At 73.8% G+C, this 21,439-nt stretch carries 17 protein-coding genes and 1 riboswitch; of the genes, 8 read left to right on the top strand and 9 right to left on the bottom strand.

Annotation, left to right across the window (positions count from 1 at the left end):
* Positions 1-126: 126 nt before the first annotated feature.
* The 5 genes from IT780_RS19825 to IT780_RS19805 all read right to left on the bottom strand — a co-directional run bounded on the left by IT780_RS19825 (position 127) and on the right by IT780_RS19805 (position 6,349).
* Entirely contained in the window at positions 127-1,170 is a 1,044-nt protein-coding gene (locus tag IT780_RS19825) for a cobalamin B12-binding domain-containing protein (RefSeq protein ID WP_199513069.1), read from the bottom strand.
* Entirely contained in the window at positions 1,170-2,882 is a 1,713-nt protein-coding gene (locus IT780_RS19820) for a PP2C family protein-serine/threonine phosphatase (RefSeq protein ID WP_199513068.1), read from the bottom strand. Before IT780_RS19820 ends, IT780_RS19825 begins: the two co-directional genes overlap by 1 nt.
* Before the next feature lie 88 nt (positions 2,883-2,970).
* Positions 2,971-3,750, bottom strand: coding sequence for an exodeoxyribonuclease III (locus tag IT780_RS19815; RefSeq protein ID WP_199513067.1), 780 nt, complete (start codon positions 3,748-3,750; stop codon positions 2,971-2,973).
* 36 nt (positions 3,751-3,786) lie between these two features.
* Positions 3,787-3,960, bottom strand: a complete 174-nt coding sequence (locus IT780_RS19810; protein WP_199513066.1) for a hypothetical protein — start codon at positions 3,958-3,960, stop codon at positions 3,787-3,789.
* 142 nt (positions 3,961-4,102) lie between these two features.
* Positions 4,103-6,349, bottom strand: a complete 2,247-nt coding sequence (locus IT780_RS19805) for a putative bifunctional diguanylate cyclase/phosphodiesterase (protein ID WP_199513065.1) — start codon at positions 6,347-6,349, stop codon at positions 4,103-4,105.
* Positions 6,350-6,828: 479 nt separating this feature from the next.
* Here IT780_RS19805 and IT780_RS19800 point away from each other — a divergent pair, with 479 nt between their 5' ends.
* A complete protein-coding gene (locus tag IT780_RS19800) occupies positions 6,829-8,112 on the top strand; it encodes a citrate synthase (protein WP_199513064.1) in 1,284 nt (427 codons plus the stop codon).
* A 66-nt stretch (positions 8,113-8,178) separates the two neighbouring features.
* Here IT780_RS19800 and IT780_RS19795 read toward each other — a convergent pair whose 3' ends face one another.
* Positions 8,179-9,408 (bottom strand): glycosyltransferase, encoded by a 1,230-nt coding sequence (locus IT780_RS19795; RefSeq protein ID WP_199513063.1) that lies wholly within the window; start codon positions 9,406-9,408, stop codon positions 8,179-8,181.
* 64 nt (positions 9,409-9,472) lie between these two features.
* On the opposite strand from IT780_RS19795, the gene IT780_RS19790 reads away from it, so the two are divergent.
* The 7 genes from IT780_RS19790 (at position 9,473) to IT780_RS19760 (ending at position 16,550) form a co-directional block, all read left to right on the top strand.
* On the top strand, positions 9,473-9,778 hold the full coding sequence (locus IT780_RS19790; RefSeq protein WP_199513062.1) for an ArsR/SmtB family transcription factor: 306 nt from the start codon (positions 9,473-9,475) through the stop codon (positions 9,776-9,778).
* Positions 9,775-10,290, top strand: coding sequence for an SRPBCC family protein (locus tag IT780_RS19785; protein ID WP_199513061.1), 516 nt, complete (start codon positions 9,775-9,777; stop codon positions 10,288-10,290). Before IT780_RS19790 ends, IT780_RS19785 begins: the two co-directional genes overlap by 4 nt.
* Before the next feature lie 73 nt (positions 10,291-10,363).
* Complete coding sequence (locus IT780_RS19780) at positions 10,364-11,962, top strand: gluconokinase (protein ID WP_199513060.1); 1,599 nt, start codon at positions 10,364-10,366, stop codon at positions 11,960-11,962.
* Between the two features lie 45 nt (positions 11,963-12,007).
* A riboswitch (cobalamin riboswitch) is annotated at positions 12,008-12,130 on the top strand.
* 34 nt (positions 12,131-12,164) lie between these two features.
* Positions 12,165-14,216: a VWA domain-containing protein gene (locus IT780_RS19775; RefSeq protein ID WP_199513059.1), complete on the top strand. Its 2,052-nt coding sequence runs from the start codon at positions 12,165-12,167 to the stop codon at positions 14,214-14,216.
* Positions 14,216-14,818 (top strand): cob(I)yrinic acid a,c-diamide adenosyltransferase, encoded by a 603-nt coding sequence (cobO, locus tag IT780_RS19770; RefSeq protein WP_199513058.1) that lies wholly within the window; start codon positions 14,216-14,218, stop codon positions 14,816-14,818. The genes IT780_RS19775 and cobO overlap by 1 nt, the downstream gene beginning before the upstream one ends.
* Positions 14,812-16,167, top strand: a complete 1,356-nt coding sequence (locus IT780_RS19765; RefSeq protein ID WP_199513057.1) for a cobyrinic acid a,c-diamide synthase CobB — start codon at positions 14,812-14,814, stop codon at positions 16,165-16,167. The genes cobO and IT780_RS19765 overlap by 7 nt, the downstream gene beginning before the upstream one ends.
* Positions 16,164-16,550: a cobalamin biosynthesis protein gene (locus tag IT780_RS19760; RefSeq protein ID WP_199513056.1), complete on the top strand. Its 387-nt coding sequence runs from the start codon at positions 16,164-16,166 to the stop codon at positions 16,548-16,550. Before IT780_RS19765 ends, IT780_RS19760 begins: the two co-directional genes overlap by 4 nt.
* On the opposite strand, the gene IT780_RS19755 is transcribed toward IT780_RS19760, so the two are convergent.
* The 3 genes from IT780_RS19755 to IT780_RS19745 form a co-directional block, all read right to left on the bottom strand.
* On the bottom strand, positions 16,516-18,873 hold the full coding sequence (locus IT780_RS19755) for an ATP-binding cassette domain-containing protein (RefSeq protein ID WP_199513055.1): 2,358 nt from the start codon (positions 18,871-18,873) through the stop codon (positions 16,516-16,518). The two genes, IT780_RS19760 and IT780_RS19755, sit on opposite strands and share 35 nt — an antisense overlap.
* Positions 18,874-18,943: 70 nt before the next feature.
* Complete coding sequence (locus IT780_RS19750; RefSeq protein WP_199513054.1) at positions 18,944-20,419, bottom strand: glutamate-cysteine ligase family protein; 1,476 nt, start codon at positions 20,417-20,419, stop codon at positions 18,944-18,946.
* 104 nt (positions 20,420-20,523) lie between these two features.
* Complete coding sequence (locus IT780_RS19745; protein WP_199513053.1) at positions 20,524-21,372, bottom strand: alpha/beta fold hydrolase; 849 nt, start codon at positions 21,370-21,372, stop codon at positions 20,524-20,526.
* Positions 21,373-21,439: the final 67 nt, after the last annotated feature.

Below are 21,439 nucleotides of genomic sequence, written 5' to 3'. Positions count from 1 at the left end.
GATGCGGCAGATGCCTCCACCCGGGCCGGCACGGACGTGGCCGGGAGCCCGGGGAGGCGAACGGGGTAGCGGATCAGGAGATCATGCCGCCACGGTAATCGCCGGCAGCGCGGCCGCGCGAGCGATTTACCGGGCGGTCAGGCGCAGGCCGGCCTCGAGCGTCGCGCAGGCCGTCGGGTAGTCGCGTAGCTGGTCCTTCACCAGCCGCAGGCCGACCTGCAACGCCACCGGCGGCACCCCGCGCGCCCCGAGCACCGCGGCGGTCCACTCCACGAAGCCGGTGAAGATCGTTTCGTCGCCCACGTACAGCGACGCCGCGAGGAAGTCGACGATGTGGCCGAGGTCCTCCACCGTCGCGTCGTGCTGGCGCTGGTCGTACGCGGCCATCGGCGGGTACGTGGCGGCGAGCCTGTCGAGGGCCGTGCGGACAAGGTCGCCGCGGCTGCGCGCCACGTACGTGTATTCGTCGTCGCCCACGAAAGCCGTCTCGTACGGGTCCCCGACGACCGGGGGCCACCGGTGGGCGAGCCGCGCCACCGCCTCCTCCGCCCCGGCGGCCCAGGCGTCGGCGCCGAGCTTCTGCGCCCACCGCCCGTCCGGGCCGAAGCCGCGGCCGCCGGCGATGACCGGCACGCCCACCGAGCGGCACGCGGTGATGGCCATGTGGGCCCGGGGGAGCCGGGTCGCGATCATGCAGCTGAGGGCGACCGCGTCCGGGCCGGTCTGGTGCAGGTGGGTGACCAGGTGCGGGCCCGGCACGTTGGCGCCGAGGAAGTCGACCCGCCAGCCGTCGAGGCGCAGCATCTCGCCGAGGATCCGTACCGGCAGCGCGTGCCATTCCCCGTCGACGCAGGCCACCGTGATGCGCCCGCGGGTGGGCCGGACATTCGTGCGGGCCGACACGGCCGCCAGCACCCGTTCGCTGATCGCCGTCGCGGCGTGCTCGCGGGCGACCGACCACTCGTTGGCCGCCCACAGCTCGCCGACGCGGCTCTGCGTCGGCGCGATGAGGTCCAGCATGATGCGCTGCGCCGGCACCCCGTCGTCGAGCAGCCCGGTGACCAGGCCGACGGCGCCGTACTCGTCGCCGTCGCCGACCAGGCTCAGGAAATGGTCGCCGAGGCCGGGGTCGCCGAACGAACGGGGCGGGTCCGAGGTGAAAACGGTCATCAGCGGGTGCGGGACCTCCTGTCGCCGCGCCGGGCGTCGATGGCGAACGGGGACCCGGCCGGCACGCCGGTGTCCATCAGGCTGAGCTTGGTGCGGGCCGGCGCCCGGACCGCGAGCATGGCGATGTCGTCGCGGACGCCGCCGTGCACCCAGTCGGAGACGAGCTGGCGGATCCGTTCCACGGCCGCGTCGGCGGGCATGCCGTGGCAGCTGGCGAGAGCGTCGTGCAGGCGGGACTCGCCGTACTGCTCGTGGCCGCTGCCGCCGCCGCGCGCCTCGGTGAGCCCGTCGCTGTACAGCAGGCAGATCTCGCCGGGCGCGAGCTCGATCGTGGCGGGTCGTACGGTGATGTCCGGCACCACCCCGACCAGCGTGCCCTTGACCGGCGCCTGCTCCACGGTCCCGTCGGCGCGCAGCACGAGCGGTACGGGATGCCCGCCGGTGGCCAGGTCGATGCGGACCCGGCCGTGCTCGGCGCGGCTGATCGCGCCCAGCACGAGCGTGACGAACCGGTGCTGGCGGCCGGCACCGAGCAGGGCGCGGTTCAGCACCTGCAGCATCACCGCCGGGTCGTCCTCGACCAGGCACAGCGCGCGCAGCGTCTGGCGGATCTTCCCGGTGAGCACCGCGGCCTCGGGACCCTTGCCGCAGACGTCGCCGAGCACGACGACGGTGTGCGGGTTGCGCTCGGTGGGTTCGAAGACGTCGTAGAAGTCGCCGCCGATGCGCAGGGCGTCGCGGGCCGCCTGGTAGGAGCCGACGAGCTCGATGCCGTCGGGGCGCGGCAGGTCCGGGGGGAGCAGGTCGGCCTGCAGGATCGCGGTCGTGTCGACCTGCTCGCGGTAGAGCGCGGCGGCGGAGATCGCGGCACCGGCGCGGGCCGCGAAGATGCGGGCCAGCATCTCGTCCTCGGCGGAGAAGACGGTGCCGTGGCCGCGGCGGGCCAGGATCAGCGCGCCGGCGGGCTCCGCGTTGCCGGGCAACGGGGTGACGAGCAGCGCGCCGACCTCGCCGAAGCCCTCGGGCAGCAGCCACGCGGGCACCTGGTTGGCGTCGAGCCAGCGGCTCGGGATGGGCGGGAACCCGGCGAGCGCCTCCTCCAGCCCCGGGACCTCACCGAGCAGGGTCTCGCGCAGCGTGCCCTCCTCGACCGTGCCGCCGCCGACCAGCCGCATCCACTCGCTCTGCCGGCGGTTCGCCGGCAACACCACGATCGCGGCGTCGGCCAGGTGGGACGCGGCCAGCTCGATGGTCGTCCGCAGGCAGCGCCGCTGATGCAGCGACGCGGAGAGCCGCCGCCCCGCCTCGGCGAGGAACGCCGTACGGGCGCGCTCGGTGTCGAAGGCCCGGGCCCGGCGCTGCTCCTCGGTGGTGTCGCGCAGGTACCACCCGTAGTGGTCGTCGCCGAGCGGCCGGCGCGTCCCCTGCAGCGTGCGGCCCTCGTGCTCCCCGGTGAACGCCGTGGCGTCATCCTCGGTGGCCCGGGCCAGGGCCGCCAGCGAGCTGTCGGCGGCGCGGGCGCCGGGACGCAGCCCGGGAACCAGGTCGGCGGCCGCCGCGTTGACCAGCACGATCGTGTCCGTGCCGGCGGCGCAGACGATGATGGCCTCGCTGGAGGCGTCCAGGGCGGCGCGCAGCAGGCCGGGGGCAGGAGCCGGGATCGTCGTGCCGGCCCGTACGGTCCCATGCCGAATCGGGAGCTGTGCCGTCACCGCGGTCCTCCTCTCCACCTCCGGATGTCACCGCCGGTAGGCGGGTGATCCGACCCAGCCTACGCGCAGGCCGGCCGGGCGGCTCGGCTCAGAAGGTGGACGCCGGATCGGTGTCCACCACGATCGGCGCGTGATCGGAGGGTCCCTTGCCCTTGCGGGCCTCCCGGTCCACGACCGCGTCGCGGACGGCCGCGGCCACGTCGGCGGTCGCGTACACGAGATCGATCCGCATGCCCTTGTTCTGGTGGAACATCCCGGCACGGTAGTCCCAGTAGGTGAACGGGTGGTCGCCCTTGAGCGGACGGGGCACGACATCCGTGAGGCCCAGGTCGCGCAGCGCGGCGAGGGCGTCACGCTCCGGCGGGGTGACGTGGGTCGAGCCGTCGAAGACCCGGCGATCCCAGACGTCGTCGTCGGTGGGCGCGACGTTGAAGTCGCCCGCGAGCACGGCTGGCCCCTTCTGCTCCGCCAGCGCCGAGCGCAGCGCGGCGAGCCAGGACAGCTTGTACACGTAGTGCGGGTCCTCGGGAGTGCGCCCGTTGGGCACGTAGATCGAGGTGAACCGGATGCCGCCGCAGGTGGCGCTGACGGCGCGCGCCTCGGGGTCGGGGTACCCCGGTTCGCCGTCGAAGCCGCGCCGGACGTCGTCGAGGCCGATGCGGGACAGCAGCGCGACGCCATTCCAGCGGCCCTGGCCGTACGCGGCGGTCTCGTAGCCCAGGCCGGCGACCTCGGCGGCCGGGAAGGCGTCGGCGCTGACCTTGGTCTCCTGCAGGCAGAGCACGTCCGGCCGGGTCTGCTCCAGCCATTCGAGGAGGCGGGGCAGGCGGGCCTTGACCGAGTTCACGTTCCAGGTAGCGAAGCGCATCCGCCTAGCCTGCCGCATCCGGCGGCGTGGTGCCGGTCAGCGCTCCGGGGCGAATCGGGCGGGCCGGTCCGGGGAGCGGCGCTGGGCCCGCATCGGGGCGGCGTCCGCGCGGGTGGCGGCGAGCAGGGCGGCGGCGAGGCCGGAGGCCAGGACGAGCAGGACGGCCACGAGCCAGATCACCGAGCCGTTGGAACCGATCAAAGTCGCCATGTGTCGCCTCCCTTGTCCCCATGTGATCGGCAGCACGGGATCCGATGCGAGGACCCCGGCGAGCGAATAATGCCGGAGACCCACCGCGGTACGCCAGGGGGCGACGAGACCTTTGTCACGTCCTGGTAAACCTGAGGCGTGGTCAGGGGTGCCGGACGACCACCGGCGCGGGCCCGGGTACGTGCCGGTCCGCGGCCCAGTGCAGGGCGAAGTCGCCGGCCGCCACCCCGGGTCCCCAGAGCCAGCCCTGCGCCTGCGTGACGCCCACGGCGGCGAGCGCGTCGCGCTGCGTACGGGTCTCCACGCCCTCGGCGACAATGCTCAGGCCCAGCGCCCGCGCCATCGCCACCACCGCCCGGACGATCTCCTCGTCCTCGGAGCTCTCACCCAGCCCGCTGACGAACGACCGGTCGATCTTCACCCCGGTGACCGGGAACTGCCGCAGGTAGCCCAGCGCGGAGAAGCCGGTGCCGAAGTCGTCGACGAGCAGCCGTACGCCAAGCTCGCGCAGCTCGAACAGCACCCGGGCCGCCACGCCGCCACCGTCGGCCATCACCGACTCGGTCATCTCCAGCGCCACCGCGGAGGCCGGTACGCCGTGGTGGACCAGCTCCGCGGCGACGATCTGGGCGAACGCCGCATCCTCGAGCTGCCGGGGCGAGACGTTGATGGACAGGTAGAAGTCGCCGTCGACCGTGCCGTCGGCGCGCCACCGGCCGAGCTGGCGCAGCGCCTGGTTGCGGACGAACGTGCCGAGCACGTCGATCAGCCCGGCGTCCTCGGCGACCGGGATGAACGTCATGGGCGGGATCGGGCCCCGCTCGGGGTGCTGCCAGCGGACAAGGGCCTCGGCGGCGCACGGCCGGCCGGTGTCCAGCCGCACGATCGGCTGGTAGACGACGGTGAGCTGCTCCCCGGCCAGCGCCGTGCGCAGGGCGCCCTCCAGCTCGATCCGCTCGCGGACCCGGTCGTGCATGGAGGCGTCGAAGACCGTCGCGCGGCCCGGCCCCTCGGCCTTGGACCGGTACATGGCCGTGTCGGCGTCGCGCAGCAACGCCTCGGCGGCCTTCGCGGGGTCACCTCCGCCGGGCGCGTGCGCCAGCCCGATCGAGGCGCTGATGACGACCTCGGTGTCGCGTACGGGCACGGCGTTGGCGAAGCAGGCCTGGACGGCGTCGACCAGGCGCAGCGCCGCGGCCTCGTCGCAGGCCGTGGCCGCCACGAACTCGTCACCGCCGACGCGGGCGAGCATGACACCGGGCGGTATCGCGGCGCGCAGCCGGCGGGCCACCCCGATGACGAGCTGGTCGCCGGCGTCGTGCCCCCACGAGTCGTTGACCCACTTGAACCCGTCGAGGTCGAGGAACCCGACCCAGACCCGGTCCGGTCCGTCGGCGGGCGTCTCGGCGGCGAGCCGTTCCACCTCCGCGGTGATCCGGCGCCGGTTCGGCAGGCCGGTCAGCGGATCGTGCATCGCCTGGTACTCCGAGTGCAGCTGGGCCGCCACGTGCGCCTGCACGGCGGAGACCGCGCGCAGGAACAGCAGCGTCACGATCGCCAGGCCGCACGTGCCGATCAGCAGCCGGAACGCCGGTGAGGAGCCGCCGACCGTCACGAGCAGCACGAACGGCGTTGCCACGGCGGGCGCCAGCAGCAGCATGCGGCGCCAGGACCAGGCCTGCACGGGATGCCGGTCCGCGCGCCCGAGCTGCACGACCGACGGGTGCAGGGCGGTCACCCCGAGCATCGTGTACGCCAGCAGGAACGGCACGTCGAGCAGCGGGGACGCGTACGTCTGGCCGGACACGCCGATGATCGCGTACGCCATGTCGCCGATCACGATCATCGCGATGCCGGCGATCAGGAACTTCAGCGACGGCGGCCACACGCGGGCGGTGAAGGTCAGGTTGATGCACGCGGCGAGCAGCACCACGTCGAAGAGCGGGTACAGCGCGGCGAGCACCGACTGGATCGCGGGACGGTCGGCGATCGCGGCCGTGGGTGCGGCGAGCAGCAGGGCGCTGGCCAGCCCGCCGGCGAGGCAGACGATGAGCCCGTCGAGCAGGGCGTGCCGCTCGGTGCTGCCCCGCGAGCGCAGCAGCAGCGCGAAGTACACGGCCAGCAGCGCGTACCCGGGGACCGTCGCGGCGTCGGCGAGCAGCGGCTCACCGGTCACGTACGGCCGCAGCAGCACCCCCACCAGGAAGCACACCGCGGCCGCGCCCATGGCGAGCCAGGCGGCGCGCGGGCCCGCACCGAACCGGCGTGGTGCCGTGAAGACGGCGTACACGGTGGTCAGGGCGATGGCAGCGAAGCCCACGGCGTTGGTGACGGGGGACAGGTCGAACGCGTAGAGCACCGTCGCGGCCACGCCGCCCACAGCGAACATCCGCCACCACGGGTGCGCACGGGACAGCGGAGCAGTGGATCGCACTCCGCATCGCCCCCTGGCTCCGGTCAGCTCGTCAGCGCGTCCGCCTTTGGGCACCGTACCGTTGTCCCGGCCCTGCTCGGCAGGGAATCCGCGGACGAACATCGCCGGGCGCCCGGCATGCCGCGGCCGCGGCCGCGGCAGCCCGCTGCACGATCATCTCGGCGTGATGTCGCGCGCTGCCGTCATCGGGGGGATCATTGTGGGATGGGGCATCGGTTGACCACCTCCGCGCCGACCGACGCCGCTGACCGGTGCCGCTGACCGATGCCGCACCGCGACGACGCGGCCCACAGACCATTATCTATGGTGTTCCCGGGGGCGGCGGTCGGTGATCAATCCCTCAGCGGTCGACCGCCTGATGACCCGTTCAGCTTGAGGGTTTACGGTGAACGGCAGGTTATTGGCGACATCTGCCGGTGAAGTGAGGGAAATACATGACGGATGTCAAGCTCGACCACCCCGGTGGCCAGTTGTCCCTGCCGGTACGGGAGGCCGTCGAGGGCCCGGGCGGTGTCGAGATCAGCGCCCTCCTCAAGGAGACCGGCTACGTCACGCTCGACCAGGGGTTCGTGAACACAGCCTCGTGCGCGTCGGCGATCACCTACATCGACGGTGACGCCGGCATCCTGCGGTATCGGGGCTTCCCGATCGAGCAGCTGGCGGGCAAGGCGTCGTTCCTCGAGGTGTCGTACCTGCTGATCCACGACGCGCTGCCGACCCCGGCGCAGCTGGCCGAGTTCGCGGACAAGATCCGCGTGCACACGCTGCTGCAGGAGGAGATGCGCACGTTCTTCTCCGGCTTCCCGCGCGACGCGCACCCGATGGCCGTGCTGTCGTCGGCCGTCACCGCGCTGTCGACGTTCTACCAGGACGCGCTGGACCCCACCGACCCCGAGCAGGTCGAGATCTCCGGCATCCGGCTGATGGCGAAGCTTCCGACCATCGCCGCGTACGCGTACAAGAAGTCCATCGGCCACCCGCTGCCGTACCCGGACAACTCGCTCGACTACGTCGAGAACTTCCTGCGCATGACGTTCGGGCTGCCCACCGTGAACTACGAGGTGGACCCGAAGGTCGCCAAGATCCTCGACATGCTGTTCGTGCTGCACGCCGACCACGAGCAGAACTGCTCCACCTCGACGGTGCGCCTCGTCGGCTCGGCCCAGGCCAACCTGTTCGCCTCGGTGGCCGCGGGCATCAACGCGCTCTCCGGCCCGCTGCACGGCGGCGCCAACTCGGCGGTGCTCGAGATGCTCGAGGGCATCCGCGCCGACGGTGGCGACGTGCAGTCCTTCGTCCGCCGCGTCAAGGCGAAGGAGAAGGGCGTCAAGCTGATGGGCTTCGGCCACCGGGTCTACAAGAACTACGACCCCCGCGCCGCCATCGTGAAGAAGGCGGCCCAGGAGGTCGTGGCCACGATGGAGCGCCCGGACCCGCTGCTGGAGCTCGCGTTCCAGCTCGAGGAGATCGCGCTCGCGGACGACTACTTCGTCTCCCGCAAGCTCTACCCCAACGTGGACTTCTACACCGGCCTGATCTACAAGGCCATGGGCTTCCCGACGAAGATGTTCACGGTGCTGTTCGCGCTGGGCCGGCTGCCCGGCTGGGTCGCGCAGTGGGGCGAGATGATGGCCGACCCGACCACGAAGATCGGCCGGCCGCGGCAGCTGTACACCGGTCAGGCCGAGCGGCAGTTCGTGCCCATCACCGAGCGCTGAGGTCCCCGCTCTCCCGCACGGCCGTCCCGGTTCTCCGGGGCGGCCGTGCGCGTGTCACAGGCCGTCTCAGAGGCCATCCAGCCAGGCGAGGATCCGCGCGGCACCGTCCTCGGCCGCCAGCCGGGCGGCCATCTCGCCGGCGGGTCCGCGCAGGTCGGGTGCCGCGCGCAGGGCCGCCGCGAGACGCTCCGCCGTCAGCTGTGACAGCGGGATGGGTGCCGTCGCCACCCCGAGCGCGTGCAGGCGGCGCGCCCAGAACGGCTGATCCGCCAGCACCGGCACCGGTACGGCCGGCACACCCGCGCGCAGCGCCGCCGCGGTCGTCCCCGCGCCCGCGTGGTGCACGACGGTCGCCACCCGGGGGAAGAGCCACTCGTGCGGCATCGGGCCGACGTTGAGCACATCCGGGTCGTCCCCGGCGTGCAGACCGGACCAGCCCGCCTGCACGATCACCCGGACCCCGGCCGCGCGGACGGCCGCGAGCACCGGTGCCGCCAGGCGGGCGCCGTGCCCGGGCGCCATGCTGCCGAAGCCGACGAAGACCGGCGGCGGTCCGGCGGCGAGGAACGCGTCCACCTCGGCCGGCGGGCTCCAGCCGGGCGCCGCGGCGGGCCACCAGTAGCCGACCACCTCCTGCGACGGCGGCCAGTCGGACGGCCGGGGCACCACCGACGGGCTGAAGCCGTGGAACGTCGGCCAGCGGTGCTGCTGCTCGCGTTGCAACCGTCCCATTCCCTTGCGGGGCAGGCCGAGCGAGTCGCGCAGGTGCCGCACCGGACGCCGGTAGAGGGGATGCGCGGAGACCTCCGTGACCCGGCCCATCAGCCGGTTGCCCAGGCGTCCCGCCGACCGGCCGCCGACCAGGACCGGGCCGAAGTCGCCGGTCGGGTACACCGGCTGGAGGAACACGCCCGCCCAGGGAATGCCCGCGGCCTCCGCGACCTGGTAGCCCAGCGGGGCCACCACCGTGGACAGCAGCACCACCTCCGCGCGGGTCTGCGCCACCGCGGCGGCGATGCCGTCGCCCATCTCGGCGACCAGGGGCCGGGCGATGCGCATCAGCCGGAGCAGCGCCCGCGGGCCGGTGCCGCGGCCCGTGCCGTCCTGGCCGTGCGCCTGGGGCAGGATCTCGCGCAGGTCACCGGGGATCGGCACGAACGGCAGCGTCACCGAGTCGCGGAACGGCTCGTGGGTGGCCAGGGTGACCTCGTGACCGGCGGCCTGCAGCCGTTGCCCGAGACCCGTGTACGGGGTCACGTCGCCGGTCGAGCCGGAGGTCACGATCAGTACCCGCACCCTGCCATCCTCGCATCCCGTACATGCCTTGACGGTTATATAACTGGAGTGGAATAGTCGGCTCGTGCCCGTGGACGCCATCGCCGTACTGGCCGAGCCGACCCGCCGCCGCATCCTCGACGAGCTGCGGCTCGCCGAACGCAGCGTCGGGGACCTCGTCGCCACCCTGGACCTGAGCCAGCCCGCCGTCTCCAAGCACCTCAAGGTGCTGCGCGAGGCGGGGTTCGTGTCCAGCCGTACGGCGGCACAGCACCGCATCTACCGCCTCGAGCCCGGCCCGTTCCGCGCGCTGGACGCGTGGCTGGCGCCGTACCGGCGGATGTGGAACCGGCACCTCGACGCGCTCGAACGCCACCTGGAGGAGTCATGACCCCGTTCGATCCCGGCCCGGCCGGCGGCGCCACCGTGGTGGCCGCCGGCGACCGCTGGACGCTCGTGTTCATCCGTGAGCTGCCGCATCCCCGCGAGAAGGTCTGGTCGGCGCTGACCGACCCGCACCGCCTCGACCGGTGGGCGCCCTTCGCCGCCGGGCGGGACCTGTCGCAGACTGGCGACGTCACCCTCACCATGGTCGACGGTCCGGATCGGACGGACACCCCGGCGACCGTACGGCGGGCCGAACCGCCGGCCGTGCTGGAATACACCTGGGGCGGCGACCTGCTCCGGTGGGACCTCGAGCAGACGCCGGGCGGCACCCGCCTCACCTTGCGGCACACGATCGCCGACCGGGACGCGGCCCCGATGTACGCGGCCGGCTGGCACCTGTGCGTCGCAGTCCTGGCCCGGCTGCTGGACGGCGATCCGGTCGGCGTCATCCGCGGGCGGGACGCCATGGCGCACGGGTGGGAGGATCTGCGCGTCGCATACGAGAAGAGCGTCTGAAGACCGGCATGAGGCGGCGGCGCATCGGGCATGTTCCGTACGCGTCGCCGGCCGGGACGATCGGGGAGGATGCATGGACGTCGTCATCGGGATCGACACCGGAACCACCGCCACCAAGGGCATCGCGGCCGGGATGGACGGCGAGGTGCGGGCGGTGACCAGCGTGCACTACCCGCTCTCCGTGCCGGGCCCCGGCCGGGCCGAGCTCGACTCCACCCAGCTGCGCGACGCCGCCGTCGAGGCGCTCGTGACCGTGGCCCGGCAGTGCCGCGAACGCGGCGACCGGGTCCTCGCCGTCAGCCTCAGCGCGTTCCTGCACGGGCTGGCGCCGATGAACCCCGACGGCTCCCCGCGGGGCCCGCTGATCACCTGGGCCGACAACCGCTCGTCCGCGCAGAGCGACGCCCTCGCCGAGGCCGGCCGTGCCAAGCCGCTGCAGGCGCGCACCGGCACCCCGGTGCACCCCATGGCGCCGCTGGCCAAGCTCGCCTGGTGGCGCGCCACCGACCCGGACGTCCTGCGCGACACCCCGCGGTGGGGCGGCGTGAAGGAGCTCGTGCTCGGCGGCCTCGCGCGGGAGGGGTTCGTCGTGGACCTCTCGATCGCCTCCGGCACCGGGCTGTACGACATCCACGAGCGCCGCTGGGACCCCGAGGCGCTCGACATCGCCGGGATCACCGCCGACCGGCTGGCCGAGGTCGTGCCGACCACCACCACGCTGAAGCTGCACGCCGACGTCGCCGGCGCCGCCGGGCTGCCGCCGGACACGCCGCTGATCATCGGCGCCGCCGACGGGCCGCTGGCCAACCTCGGCGTCGGCGCCACCCCGGCCGGCGTCGCCGCGGTGTCGCTCGGCACCAGCGGGGCGCTGCGGACCCTCGTCGGCGGGCCCACCGCGGACAAGGCGGGCCGGCTGTTCTGCTACGCGCTCACCGAGGACCGCTGGGTGCTGGGCGGCGCCATCAACAACGCCGGCTCGGTGGTGCGCTGGGCCGGTCAGACGATGGCCGAGGGCTTCGACCGTCCCGCCGCGGAGGGGGAGGACGCCGACGTCCGCGACGCCGCGCTGCTCACCGAGGCGGCGGGCGTACGCGCCGGCAGCGACGGGCTGCTCTGCCTGCCGTACCTGCTGGGGGAGCGGGCGCCCTGGTGGCGTGGCGGCATGCGCGGGGCGTACCTGGGCCTGCGCCGCGAGCACGGGCGTGCCCATCTGGTCCGGGCGGCCGTGGAGGGGGTGTGCCAGCAGCTCGCCCTGGTCCGTGACACCTTCGAGGCCGAGGGCGTGCCGATGACCGAGGTACGCGCCACCGGCGGCGCGGTCGCCTCGGACCTCTGGGTCGGCGTGCTCGCGGCGGCGCTGGACCTGCCCGTCGCGATCGCGGACACGCCCGAGGGCACCGCGCTCGGCGCCTGCCTGCTCGGCCTGCACGCGATCGGCCACCTGCCCGACCTGGACGAGGCCGCCGCGCTGGTCGCCATCACCGCCCACACCCGGCCCGACCCGGAGAGCGCCGCCCTGTACAAGCGGATGCGCCCGCTGGTGGAGAAGTCGGCGCTCGCGGTCACCGACGTGCTCACCGAGCTGGACCGGATCGCCCCGTCGCCGCTGCCCGGCACGGAGAAGGCCGTCGGCGGGAACAAGGCCGCCGGGGTACGAGCCGAGGGCGGGTGAGAACGGCCACGCGGCCCCCGCGTTGACGGCGCGGGAGGCGGTGCGACAGAGTGACCGGCGAGCGGTAGCGGAGGAACCCGGTGCGAATCCGGGACGGTCCCGCCACTGTGACCGGGCGCCGCCGGTGCCCGGGAGCCAGGAGACTCCGGCCGCTCGTTCCTCCCACACGCGGGCGTGGACACCCGCGGAAAGGACCGTGGCCGTGACGCCGTACCCGTTCTCCGCCGTCGTCGGCCTCGACGACCTGCGCCTCGCCCTGCTGCTGACCGCGGTCTCACCCGCCGTCGGCGGCGTGCTCGTCCGCGGCGAGAAGGGCACCGCCAAGAGCACCGTCGTGCGCGCGCTCGCCACCCTGCTGCCCGAGGTCGACGTGGTGCGGGGCTGCCGCTTCGCCTGCGACCCGGCCGCCCCCGACCCGCAGTGCCCCGACGGGCCGCACGAGGCCGGCGCCCCGCACGGGCACCGCCCGGCCACCCTCGTCGAGCTGCCGGTCGGCGCCACCGAGGACCGCGTGGTCGGCACCCTCGACATCCAGCGCGCGCTGAGCGACGGGGTGAAGGCGTACGAGCCCGGCCTGCTCGCCGCCGCGCACCGGGGCGCGCTCTACGTCGACGAGGTCAACCTGCTCCCCGACCACCTCGTCGACCTGCTGCTGGACGCCGCCGCGATGGGCCGCGCGCACGTCGAGCGCGACGGCGTGTCGGTCAAGCACGCCGCCCGGTTCCTGCTGGTCGGCACCATGAACCCGGAGGAGGGGGAGCCGCGCCCGCAGCTCGTCGACCGGTTCGGGCTGGTCGTCACCGTCGCGGCACCCCGCGACGCCGGGCAGCGGGCCGAGGTGGTGCGGCGGCGGCTGGCGTACGAGGCCGGCTCCGAGGCGTTCGCGGCCCGGTTCGCCGCCGAGGAGGATGCGCTCGCCGCCCGCATCCTCACCGCGCGCCGGGCCGTGCCCTCGGTGGTGCTGCCCGACGCCGAACTCGACCGGATCGCCCGGGTCTGCCTCGCGTACGGGGTGGACGGCATGCGCGCCGACATCGTGGTGGCCCGCTGCGCCGTGGCGCTCGCCGCGTGGCACGGCCGCGACCGGGTCACCGCCGACGACGTCCGCGACGCCGCCCGCCTCGCGCTGCCGCACCGCCGCCGCAAGGATCCTCTCGACCCGCCGGGCACCGACGAGCAGCGCCTCGAGGAGGCCCTCGACCAGGCCGCCGCGGAGGATCCCGACGACGACCCGCCTCCGCCACCCCCGCCACCGGGCGGCGGGCCACGCGACGACGGTCCGGGCAACGGCCCGACGGACAGTGGCGGGCCCGGGGGCAGCGGCGACGCCCCCGCGTCCGGCGACACGCCGAGGAACGACGACGCGCCCCAGGCCGCCGACACGCCGGCGACCGACGACGCGCCCCAGGCCGCCGACACGCCGGCGACCGACGACGCGCCCCGGGCCGCCGACACGCCGACGAGCAAAGACGCGCCGGACAAAGGCGCGGCGCCACCCGGCCCGGCCTACCGCCCCCGCGCGCTGCGGATCGCCGCTCGCGGCGAGGGGGGTCACGCCGGCCGGCGCTCACCGGCCTTCGCCCGCCGCGGCCGGGTCGTCGGCTCGCGCGTGCCGCGGGGCAAGCTGCGCGGCGCCCCGCACCTGCCCGCGACGTTGCGCGCCGCGATCCACCGGGGCGCGGACGGGCTCGTGCTGCCCTCGGACCTGCGCGAGGCCGTGCACGTCGGCCGCGAGGCCAACCTGGTGCTGTTCGTCGTGGACGCGTCCGGTTCGATGGCGGCGCGCAAGCGGATGACCGTCGTGAAGACCGCCGTGCTGTCGCTGCTGCGGGACGCGTACCAGCGGCGGGACCGGATCGGCATGATCACGTTCCGGGGCTCGTCGGCCGAGCAGGTGCTGCCGCCGACCTCCAGCCACGAGGTGGGGGTGCTGCGGCTGGCCGCGTTGCGCACCGGCGGGCGTACCCCGCTCGCCGCCGGCCTGCGCACCGCGGCGAGCACCATCGCCACCGAGCGGCGGCGGGACCCGCGCCGGCGTCCGCTGCTGATCGTGGTGACCGACGGGCGTGCCACCAGCGGGCCCGACCCGGTGACGCTCGCGCCCGCCCTGGCCGGTGTGGCCACCGTCGTCGTCGACTGCGAGTCCGGACCGGTCCGGCTGGGCCTGGCGCGCCGGCTCGCCGCCGCGCTGGAGGCGGACGTGCTGCCGCTGGAGGCCCTGTCGGCGACCGGATCGATCGGAAGGGCTGCCTGATGCCCCAGGGACAGGTCACCAGCGTGCCCGACGACGGGCTCACCACCCGGCAGCGCCGCCGCCAGGCGCTGCTCGCCGTCCACACCGGACACGGCAAGGGCAAGTCGACGGCCGCCTTCGGGATGGCGCTGCGCGCCTGGAACGCCGGCTGGTCCATCGGCGTGTTCCAGTTCGTGAAGAGCGAGAAGTGGCGGGTCGGCGAGGAGGCCGCGCTCAAGGCCCTCGGCCAGGTCCCCGGCGGCCCGGCCGTGGCCTGGCACAAGATGGGCGAGGGCTGGTCCTGGATCCAGCGCGCCGGGACCGAGCGGGACCACGCCGCCGAGGCCGCGGAGGGCTGGGCGCAGATCAAACGGGACCTCGCCGCCGAGACGCACACCTTCTACGTGCTGGACGAGTTCACGTACCCGATGAAGTGGGGCTGGGTCGACGTCGCGGACGTGGTGGAGACGCTGCGCGGGCGGCCCGGCACCCAGCACGTGGTCATCACCGGCCGGGACGCGCACCCGGACCTGCTCGCCGCCGCGGACCTGGTCACCGAGATGACGAAGGTGAAGCATCCGATGGACGCCGGCCGCAAGGGCCAGCGGGGCATCGAGTGGTGAGCGTCCCCCGGATCGTCATCGCGGCGCCGGCCTCCGGCCACGGCAAGACCACCGTGGCGACGGGCCTGCTGGCGGCGTACGCGAAACGGGGTCTGCCGGTCGCGCCCTTCAAGGTGGGGCCGGACTACATCGATCCGGGGTACCACGCGCTCGCCGCCGGGCGGCCGGGGCGCAACCTGGACCCGGTGATGGTGGGGGAGGACCGGATCGGGCCGCTGTTCGCGCACGGGTCGGCCGGCACGGACCTCGCGGTGGTCGAGGGCGTCATGGGGCTCTACGACGGCCGGGTCGGAGCGGGCGACACGGGCTCGACCGCGCAGGTGGCCGCCCTGCTGGACGCGCCGGTCGTGCTGGTGGTCAACGCCGCCGCGCAGGGCCGGTCCGTGGCCGCGCTCGTGCACGGCTTCCGCAGCTTCGGCTCGGTGCGCATCGGCGGCGTGATCCTCAACCAGGTCGGCTCCGACCGGCACGAGGCGCTGCTGCGCGAGGCGTGCGAGGAGGTCGGCACCCCGGTGCTGGGGGCGATGCGCCGGGCCGCCGCCGTGGAGGCGCCGTCGCGGCACCTCGGCCTGGTGCCGGTCGCCGAGCGCCGGTCCGAGGCGCTCGCGTCGGTCGCCGCGCTGGCGTCGCTGGTGGAGTCCTCTGTGGACCTGGAGGCGGTGCTCGCGCTGGCCCGTTCGGCGCCTGCGCTGCACGCGGAGCCGTGGTCGCCGGAGGCCGAGGAGCCGGTCGCGGGCCGTCCGGTGGTCGCGCTCGCCGGTGGGCCGGCCTTCACCTTCGCGTACGCCGAGACGGCCGAGCTGCTCGCCGGGGCCGGTGCCGAGGTCGTGGTCGTGGACCCGTTGCGCGACGAGGCCCTGCCGGAGGGCGCCCGCGGGCTCGTGGTCGGCGGCGGCTTCCCCGAGGTGTACGCGGCCGAGCTGTCCGCCAACGAGCAGCTGCGCAAGGCGGTGGCGTCCGCCGCCGCGGCGGGACTGCCCATCGTCGCCGAGTGCGCGGGCCTGCTCTGGCTGTGCCGCACCCTCGACGGCGCCCCGATGTGCGGAGTGCTGGACGCGGACGCCGCCATGACCCCGTCACTCACGCTGGGATACCGCGACGCGGTGGCGCTGTCGGACAGTCCGCTGCTGCCCGCGGGGTCGCGGATCACCGGCCACGAGTTCCATCGCACGAGCGTGCACCCGCGCTCGGGGCTGCTGCTGGAGCCCGCCGGGGGAGCGGCCTGGGCGTGGCGCGGCGCCGATCCCGAGGGTTTCGCGGCTCCCCGCCTGCACGCGTCGTACCTGCACCTGCACTGGGCCGCCGACCCGGCCATCGCCCGCCGCGTCGTGGCGGCCGCCGCCGCGTGACGGTGTTCCTGGGCCTCGGCGCGCACTCCCGGGTGGGCGCCGAGGACCTGGACCGCGCGGTCGCCGCCGCCCTGGAGACGATCCGGCTGACCCCGGCGCACGTCGGTGCCGTCGCGACCCTCGACCGTCGGGCCGCGGTCATCGGGCCCTGGGCCGCAGGGCGCGGCTGGGCGCTGGTGACCTACCCGGCCGGCGAGCTGGCGGGCGTCGGGACGCCGAACCCGTCCGCCGTGGTGGCGGCGCACGCCGGCGTCCCGAGCGTCGCGGAGGCCGCGGCCCTGCTCGCCGCCGGGCCGGGGGCCTTCCTGCTGCTGGAGAAGACGGTGGTCGGTGGCGTGACGGTGGCCGTCAGCTCACGTACGCCGCCAGGTGCTCGCCCGTGAGCGTGGACCGCCCGGCCACCAGGTCGGCCGGGGTGCCCTCGAAGACGACCCGGCCCCCGTCGTGCCCGGCGCCCGGCCCGAGGTCGATGATCCAGTCGGCGTGGGCCATCACCGCCTGGTGATGCTCGATGACGATGACCGACTTGCCCGCGTCGACGAGCCGGTCGAGCAGCGCGAGCAGCTGCTCGACGTCGGCGAGGTGCAGGCCCGTCGTGGGCTCGTCGAGCACGTAGACGCCGCCCTTGTCGCCCATGTGGGTGGCGAGCTTGAGCCGCTGCCGTTCGCCGCCGGAGAGCGTGGTGAGCGGCTGGCCGAGGCTGAGGTAGCCGAGCCCGACGTCGGCGAGCCGCTCGAGGATCGCGTGCGCGGCGGGCGTACGGGCGTCGCCGGCGCCGAAGAACTTCTCGGCGTCGCTGACCGGCATCGCGAGCACCTCGCTGATGTCCCGGCCGCCGAACGTGTACTCGAGCACCGAGGCCTGGAACCGCTTGCCCTCGCACTCCTCGCAGACGGTGGCGACGCCGGCCATCATGGCCAGGTCGGTGTAGATGACCCCGGCGCCGTTGCAGGCCGGGCAGGCGCCCTCGGAGTTGGCGCTGAACAGGGCCGGCTTCACGCCGTTCGCCTTCGCGAAGGCCTTGCGGATCGGCTCGAGCAGACCGGTGTAGGTCGCCGGGTTGCTGCGCCGCGACCCGCGGATCGGGGCCTGGTCGACCGCCACCACGCCCTCGCGGCCCGCCACCGAGCCGTGGATCAGCGAGCTCTTGCCGGAGCCGGCCACGCCGGTGACGACGACGAGCACGCCGAGCGGGATGTCGACGTCGACGTCGCGCAGGTTGTGGGTCGCGGCGCCGCGGATCTCCAGCGCGCCCGACGGTTCGCGGACGGTGTCCTTGAGCGAGGCCCGGTCGTCCAGGTGCCGGCCGGTGAGCGTGCCGCTGCCGCGCAAGCTCTCCACACTGCCCTCGAACACCACCTCGCCGCCGGCGGTGCCCGCGCCGGGACCGAGGTCGACGACGTGGTCGGCGATCGCGATGGCCTCCGGCTTGTGCTCGACGACCAGCACGGTGTTGCCCTTGTCGCGCAGCTGCAGCAGCAGCTCGTTCATCCGCTGGATGTCGTGCGGGTGCAGCCCGATGGTGGGCTCGTCGAAGACGTACGTGACGTCGGTGAGCGAGGAACCGAGGTGGCGGATCATCTTGGTGCGCTGGGCCTCGCCGCCGGACAGCGTCCCGGCGGCCCGGTCCAGGCTGAGGTAGCCGAGCCCGATGCCGACGAACGAGTCGAGCGTGTGCCGCAGCTTGCCCAGCAGCGGGGCGACCGACGGCTCGTCGAGGCCGGCGACCCACTGGGCCAGGTCACTGATCTGCATGGCGCACGCGTCGGCGATGGAGACGCCCTCGATCGTCGAGGAGCGGGCGGCCTCGCTGAGCCGGGTGCCGTCGCACTCGGGGCAGACGGCGAACGTCACCACGCGGTCCACGAAGGCGCGGATGTGCGGCTGCAGGGCGTCGACGTCCTTGGACAGGAAGGACTTCTGGATCGACGGTACGAGGCCGGCGTACGTGAGGTTGATGCCCTCGATCTTGATTTTGGTCGGTTCCTTGTAGAGCAGGTCGTTGAGCTCGCGCTTGGTGAACTTCGCGATCGGCTTGTCCGGGTCGAAGAAGCCGCAGCCGCGGAAGATGCGCCCGTACCAGCCCTCCATGCTGTAGCCGGGGATCGTGACCGCGCCCTCGTTGAGCGACTTGCTGTCGTCGTACAGCTGGGCCAGGTCGATGTCGGAGACCTTGCCCATGCCCTCGCAGCGCGGGCACATGCCGCCGGTGATGCTGAAGGCGCGGCGCTCCTTCACCGTCCGGCCGGCCTTCTCCACGGTGACCGCGCCGGCCCCGCTGATCGACGCGACGTTGAAGGAGAACGCCTGCGGCGAGCCGATGTGCGGCTTGCCGAGCCGGCTGAACAGGATGCGCAGCATGGCGTTGGCGTCGGTGGCCGTGCCGACCGTGGACCGCGGGTTGGCGCCCATCCGCTCCTGGTCGACGATGATCGCGGTGGTCAGCCCCTCGAGCACGTCGACGTCGGGCCGGGCCAGCGTCGGCATGAAGCCCTGCACGAACGCGCTGTACGTCTCGTTGATCATCCGCTGGGACTCGGCGGCGATCGTGCCGAACACCAGCGAGCTCTTGCCCGAGCCGGAGACGCCGGTGAACACGGTGAGCCGGCGCTTCGGGATCTCGACGCTGACGTCCTTGAGGTTGTTCTCCCGCGCGCCGGTCACCCGGATGAGGTCGTGGCTGTCGGCGGTGTGGGCCGTGCTCATAGCGTCTCCGTCTCCTCGGCAGTGCTGTCACGCTAGCCGGGAGCAGGGGCGAAAGCTTCTCCATTCACGATCAGGGCAGCGGCCATTCGTGGACGGGGACGTTCTCGTGCATCGGCGGCAGGTAGCGGCGCAGCATCTCGTGCAGCGCGTCCTGCCGGTCCTTCCCGTCACCCTCGAGCGCGTGCAGCGTCTCCACCTGCCAGGTCGCGCCGTTGCGGCCGGTCAGGCAGCGCTGCTCGATGATGCCGAGCAGCCGGTCGCGTTCCGCCGGGGCGACACCCCATTTGTCGAGCCCCTCGCGGGCCAGGGGCAGCAGCCGGCGCAGCACGAGCTCGGACACGGGCACGTAGCCCAGGCCCGGCCAGAACACCGACGCCGCGATGCCGTGCCGGGCGCAGGAGTGGAAGTTCTCCTCCGCGGCGCTGAACGACATCTGCGTCCAGACCGGACGCTCGGCCTCGGCCAGCATGCGGACCAGGCCGTAGTAGAAGGCGCCGTTGGCGACGGTGTCCACCACGGTCGGGCCGGCCGGCAGCACCCTGTTCTCCACGCGCAGGTGGGGACGGCCCTTGACGACGGCGTAGATGGGCCGGTTCCAGCGGTACACCGTGCCGTTGTGCAGCCGCAGCTCGCTCAGCTGGGGGGTGTCGCCGCTCTCCAGGATCTGCTCCGGGTCGTCCTCGTCGCAGATCGGCAGCAGGGCGGGGAAGTAGCGCACGTTCTCCTCGAACAGGTCGAAGACCGAGGTGATCCAGCGCTCGCCGAACCACACCCGGGGGCGTACGCCCTGCGCCCGGATCTCCTCCGACCGGGTGTCCGTGGCCTGCTCGAACAGCGGGATGCGGGTCTCGCGCCACAGCTCGCGGCCGAACAGCAGCGGCGAGTTGGCACCCAGCGCCACCTGCACCCCCGCGATCACCTGGGCGGCGTTCCAGTACGCGGCGAACTGGTCCGGGCTGACCTGCAGGTGGAACTGGGTGCTCGTGCAGGCCGCCTCGGGCGCGATCGTGTCGGTGGTGACCGCCAGCCGGTCGATGCCGTCGATGCGGATGTCCAGGTCCTCGCCGCGGGCCGCGAAGATCTGCTCGTTGAGCAGCGCGTACCGGGGGTTGGCCGACAGCGCGTCCGCGGTCAGGTGCTCCTTGCGCAGCGTCGGCAGGATGCCGATCATCACCATGTGCGCGCCGGCGCTGCGCGCGTGCTCCTCGGCGTTGTTGAGGCTGGCCCGCAGCTCCCGTTCCAGCTCGGCGCTGCCGTCGCCGGTGAGTCGCCGGGGCGCCACGTTGATCTCGACGTTGAACTGGCCCAGTTCGGTCTGGAAGTCGGGGTCGGCGAGCGAGCCGAGCACCTCGGCGTTGCGCATCGCCGGGTCGGCGTCGCCGTCGACCAGGTTCAGCTCGATCTCCATGCCGGTCAGCGGCCGCTCGAAGTCGAAGCGCGCCTCGCGCAGCATCGACGCGAACACGTCGAGGCTGCGCCGGATCTTCTGCCGGTACCGCGTCCGGTCCTCGCGCGTGAAGTCCTTGCGTTCGACCTCTTCACCCACCGCGCACCGCCCTTCACCGAGCTCGTCCCTAGAATCTGGCAGTTCGCCGCGCCGCGCACCACCGGTGTGTGCCCGCATACCTGCCCGGTTCCGCGGCGGCGCAATCAACGACGTCGAAGCAGGCTCCGCAGCGCGGCCGTCAGCGCGGCCGGGTTCTCCTCGGCCATGTGGTGCCCGCTGTCGATCGGCACGCCCTCGACGTCGCCGGCCCACTGCTTCCAGATGGCCAGCGGGTCGCCGTAGAGCAGCTCCAGGTCGTCGCGGGTCGACCAGGCGAACAGCACCGGGCACGCGATCCGGCGCCCGGCGGCCTTGTCCGCATCGTCCGCGGCGCGGTCCGCGCGCAGCCCCGCGCGGTAGTCGCAGCACATCGCATGCACCGTCGCGGGGTCGAGGATCGCGTCGCGCTCCTCCGGCGGCACGTGGTCGGGCAGCCGGTACCACGCCGCCGGGTCGGCGCCGATGACACGTTCCGCCGGCTTCGCCGTCTGGCCGAGGAAGAACCAGTGCCACCACAGCTGAGCGAAACGGGCGTCGGCCCGGGAGAGGGCTTCGCCTATGGGTACGCCGTCCAGCACGGCGAGATGCGTCACGGCGGCCGGGAAGTCCAGTGCCACCCGCATCGCCACGTAGCAGCCGCGGTCGTGCCCGGCGACCGCGAACCGCTCATGGCCGAGGTGCCGCATCAGCGCGACCACGTCACCCGCCATGGCCCGTTTGGAGTATCCGGAAAAGTCGTCGCCGGCCGGGGGTTTGGACGAACGGCCGTACCCACGCAGGTCCGGGCAGACCACCGTGTACCTGTCCGCCAGCGCCGGCGCGACATGCTGCCAGGTGACGTGCGTGCGCGGGTGCCCGTGCAGCAGGACGAGCGGCGGGCCGCTGCCACCGTGGCGCACCCGCAGCGTCACCCCGCCGACGTCCACGTACTCCAGCGTGAACCCCTCGAACATGCCCGTTGCCGTACCCGGCCCTTCACAGCCCCATGCCATCCATCGATACTGATCGTTGTCCGACATC

This window comes from Nucisporomicrobium flavum, from assembly GCF_016464385.1.
In the GTDB taxonomy this organism is placed as follows: domain Bacteria; phylum Actinomycetota; class Actinomycetes; order Mycobacteriales; family Micromonosporaceae; genus Actinoplanes; species Actinoplanes flavus_A.
Note: the sequence above shows the minus strand (reverse complement) of the source record. Positions and strands in the feature narration are given on the sequence as shown.